Here is a 3,627-nt window from a genome sequence, read left to right as displayed (position 1 = left end):
ACGCGGAGCGGGCCGGCCACCGCTCGCGCGGGAGCCGCCGCCGCGCGGCGGCGGAGTGGGCCGCGACGAACCCGGCCGGGAGGCGGCGGAGCCGGTGCCGCGCGCACCGCTGCCACCACGTGAGGACGTCCCGCCGCGGGACGGCATGTCACCGCGGGCCGGGGCCCCGCCGCGGGGCGGCACCTGCCCCCGCGCCGGCGTGCCCCCGCGCGGCGGCGGCGTACCGGGGGCGGTACGCCGCTGGGTGCGCTGCTGTTCGGGGTAGGTGTCGACGAGCCGGCCGGTGGGCCGGTCCGCCTCGGCGGCCCGCGGCGCGGGCGGTCGTACGCCGTCCAGGCCCTGCGCCTCCCGGGCCGCGATCTCCTTGAGCCGCAGCGACAGCTGCAGGGTGCTGGGCCGTTCGTCGGGGTCCTTCGCCAGGCAGGCCCGGATCAGCGGGGCGAGCGCGTCCGGGACGCCGGACAGCTGCGGCTCCTCGTGCACCACCCGGTACAGCATCACCTCGGAGCTGCCGTGCCCGAACGGCGAGTCACCGGTCGAGGCGTACGCCAGGGTCGCGCCCAGCGAGAACACGTCGGTGGCCGGGGTGACCGCCGCTCCGCGCACCTGCTCGGGGGCGAGGAAACCGGGGGAGCCGACCGCGGTGCCCACGTGCGTGAGCGTGGAGGCGCCGGTTGCCCAGGCGATGCCGAAGTCGATGATCCGCGGTCCCTTGGGGGACAGCAGGATGTTGGAGGGCTTCAGGTCCCGGTGGACGACACCGGCCTCGTGCACGGCGACCAGCCCCTCGGACAGGGCCGCGCCGACCGCCGCGGTGTCCGCGGCACCGAGGGCGCCCCCGTCGGCGACCTTGTCGTGCAGGGAGGGGCCGGGCACGTACTGGGTGGCGAACCAGGGCCGCTCGGCCTCCAGGTCGGCGGCGACCAGCCGGGCGGTGCACCCGCCCCGGATCCGCCGGGCCGCGGAGACCTCACGCGCGAACCGCGACCGGAACTCCTGGTCCTCGGCCAGGTCCGGCCGGATCACCTTCAGCGCGACCCGCTGCCCCTTCTTGTCGGAGCCGAGATAGACCACGCCCATCCCGCCCGCGCCGAGCCGTCGGTGAAGCCTGAACGAGCCGACGACGCGCGGGTCCTCGCGCCTCAGGCGCATCATCGCCATGTTCATCCCCGCTGCCCGGTCCCTGTGACGAGGCACAGCTTACGTTTCCACGGCCGTCGGCGCGCAGAGGCCGCGCCCTCTCGGCCGGACGGATTGTGTGGGCCGTCCGGGGGAGGTGAAAGGCGGTCAGGAATCCTTGGCGGAGGGCTACTTCGAGCCACCGCTTACGTCAACCGGCCATCGGTGTCAGGGCGTTGGGGCGATGTGAAGGTGCGGTGCACGGGGCGGTACGTCCGCGGCCCGCCGGTCGCCGCCAACCCGCGGGCCCGGCCGCGGCCCGGACCGGGTTCCCTCCCGGGACCCTCGGCCGACCCCGCCCCGAGTGATCGAAGTCACTCCACCCGGCCCGCGGGGCGCGTCGGACATGACCGGACAGAGCGGGCACCCCCCTCCGGGAAGACCCCGAGAGCCGGGCCCGCGTCTCCACCCAGGGGAGTAGTCCGCAGGTCATGGCTCATCCTCCGGGAGGCCCGGCAATCGGTACGAGGGCATGACGCCACCCGCGCGCCGCGCACCTAGATTTGAGGTCAAGCGGCGGGTGGCAGCACTCGTCCCCCGAGGCCAGACACCCGCCGCTGCACGACGACAACCGAAACGGTCAGGAGAGGGACCATGGCCCACACGGCACCGCGGCGCACGACGTTCGCCCCCCGCCGGACGGGCCGTCGCCACCCCTTGGTGGCGACGCTCATGGCCCTTCCCCTGGCGGCCCTGCTCCTGCTCGTCTTCGACGGCTGGGAGACGGTGGCCACACAGGCGTCGTCCGTGGGTGCGATGCTGGGGCGCTGAGCGGCGACCCCAGGCCCGGAAGAGCGGTCCGGGCGGGGACATCGATCCATGAAACCCCGTGGGGACGGGGGTGCGGCGGACGGCAACGATGCCGGCGCAGCTGGGGAGCTGCGCCGGCATTAGCCGTTTCGGGCCCGCCTCCGGAGCGACGAGGGGGCCAGTACCCTCGGCCCGTCAGCCCACCCCGTCCGAGGCAGCCGTGACCGCAGACACCGAGAAGACCGACGCGCCCGCCCTCATGCCCGCGCTCACCGCGCGGGCCCGGGCCGCCGCCCACCCCCGTGCTCCCGCCGCCCCCTGCGCCTGCCCCGCCACCGCTCTCGCCGACCGCCCGGACGCCACCGTCGTACGGCACGCCGGCACCGTCGCCAAGGCCCACGCCCCGGACACCGACCCCACCGCCCTGACCCTGCGCGTCCTCGTCGCCGTCCGCCTGCCGGACGTGCTCCTGCCCCCGCTCGCCACCGCGCCGGTCCCGCTGCACGGCCGTTCCGTCACCCTCTGGCCCTACGGCGTCCCCGTCGACCCGGACGACCCGGACGCGGCCCCCTGGGAGGCCGCCGCCACCCTCCTCGCCCGGCTGCACGGCGCCCCCGTCCCGGCCGGCCTTCCGCCGATGCGCGGCCCCGCCAAGGCCGCGCGCGCCCTCGACCGGCTCCGGTCGGCACTCGGCGCCGCCCCCGCCGCGGCGGCCCAGGCCGCCCGCCCCGTCCTGGCGGCCTGGGCCGCCCTCCCGGCCTGGGCGAGGGGCGCGGCACCGATGCCCGGCCCGGCTGCCCTCTGCCACGGTGATCTGCACCTCGGCCAGCTCGTCCGGCACCCGGCCCCGGACGGTCCGTGGCGACTGATCGACGTGGACGACCTCGGAGCCGGCGTCCCCGCCTGGGACCTCGCCCGCCCCGCCGCCTGGTACGCCTGCGGACTCCTCCCGCCCGACGAGTGGACCCGGTTCCTGACCGCCTACCGGCGGGCCGGCGGCCCGGCCGTGCCCCCGGACGGCGACCCCTGGCCCGCCCTGGACGTCCCGGCCCGCGCGCTCACCGTGCAGACGGCCGCCCTGGCGCTCACCAAGGCGCTCGCCGCCGGCCGCCCGCTGGACGAGGTGGAGCAGGCCGTCGCGGACGCCTGCGCGCGCATGCCCGCGGTCCCCCCTCGGCAGCCGCCGGGATTCCCGGACTAGGCTGCAACCGCCCGGGGCCGGACGGAGTCTGTCCTGGGGAAGCACGAAGCAGTACCGACCGGCAGGGAGTTGAGCCGACGATGCAGTGTCCGAAGTGCCATGCGCCGATGCACACCTACAACCGCAACGGCGTCCAGATCGAGCAGTGCAGCGGCTGCCGCGGCATCTTCCTCGATTTCGGCGAGCTGGAGGCGCTGACCCGCCTGGAGTCCCAGTGGTCGCAGCCGGCCCCGCCCCCGCCCGCCGGCCCGCAGGGTTACCCCGCGGCCCCGGCCGCGCCCGCCTGGGGCGCCCCGCACGGCGGCGGCCACCACGGTGGCGGTCACTACGGCCACCACCGCCACAAGAGCTTCGGCCACATGCTGTTCTCCAGCTGAGAGACGAAGAAACCCCCGGCCGTACGAGACGGCCGGGGGTTTCTTGCTGTGTGGACGATACTGGGATTGAACCAGTGACCTCTTCCGTGTCAGGGAAGCGCTCTCCCGCTGAGCTAATCG

General features: G+C 76.0%; 4 protein-coding genes and 1 tRNA gene. 3 read left to right on the top strand and 2 right to left on the bottom strand.

Going from position 1 to position 3,627, the window contains the following annotated elements:
• The coding region (locus GT045_RS16945; protein ID WP_161334684.1) for a serine/threonine-protein kinase at window positions 1–1,167 on the bottom strand (1,167 nt) is incomplete at its 3' end.
• Between the two features lie 606 nt (window positions 1,168–1,773).
• On the opposite strand from GT045_RS16945, the gene GT045_RS38935 reads away from it, so the two are divergent.
• The 3 genes from GT045_RS38935 to GT045_RS16935 all read left to right on the top strand — a co-directional run bounded on the left by GT045_RS38935 (window position 1,774) and on the right by GT045_RS16935 (window position 3,507).
• Complete coding sequence (locus GT045_RS38935; protein WP_023552040.1) at window positions 1,774–1,950, top strand: hypothetical protein; 177 nt, start codon at window positions 1,774–1,776, stop codon at window positions 1,948–1,950.
• A gap of 238 nt (window positions 1,951–2,188) precedes the next feature.
• Complete coding sequence (locus GT045_RS16940) at window positions 2,189–3,130, top strand: phosphotransferase (protein WP_237538656.1); 942 nt, start codon at window positions 2,189–2,191, stop codon at window positions 3,128–3,130.
• Window positions 3,131–3,210: 80 nt separating this feature from the next.
• Window positions 3,211–3,507 (top strand): zf-TFIIB domain-containing protein, encoded by a 297-nt coding sequence (locus tag GT045_RS16935; RefSeq protein ID WP_161334682.1) that lies wholly within the window; start codon window positions 3,211–3,213, stop codon window positions 3,505–3,507.
• A gap of 51 nt (window positions 3,508–3,558) precedes the next feature.
• On the opposite strand, the gene GT045_RS16930 is transcribed toward GT045_RS16935, so the two are convergent.
• Window positions 3,559–3,627: transfer RNA gene (locus GT045_RS16930), tRNA-Val, on the bottom strand.

Source organism: Streptomyces sp. SID486 (genome assembly GCF_009865385.1).
Classification (GTDB): Bacteria; Actinomycetota; Actinomycetes; order Streptomycetales; family Streptomycetaceae; genus Streptomyces.
This window is presented reverse-complemented; position numbering and strand designations above follow the sequence as displayed.

Coding starts and splice junctions, on each gene's coding strand:
- GT045_RS38935 (WP_023552040.1), top strand. CDS start 1,774: ATGGCCCACACGGCACCGCGGCGCACGACGTTCGCCCCCCGCCGGACG.
- GT045_RS16940 (WP_237538656.1), top strand. CDS start 2,189: ATGCCCGCGCTCACCGCGCGGGCCCGGGCCGCCGCCCACCCCCGTGCT.
- GT045_RS16935 (WP_161334682.1), top strand. CDS start 3,211: ATGCAGTGTCCGAAGTGCCATGCGCCGATGCACACCTACAACCGCAAC.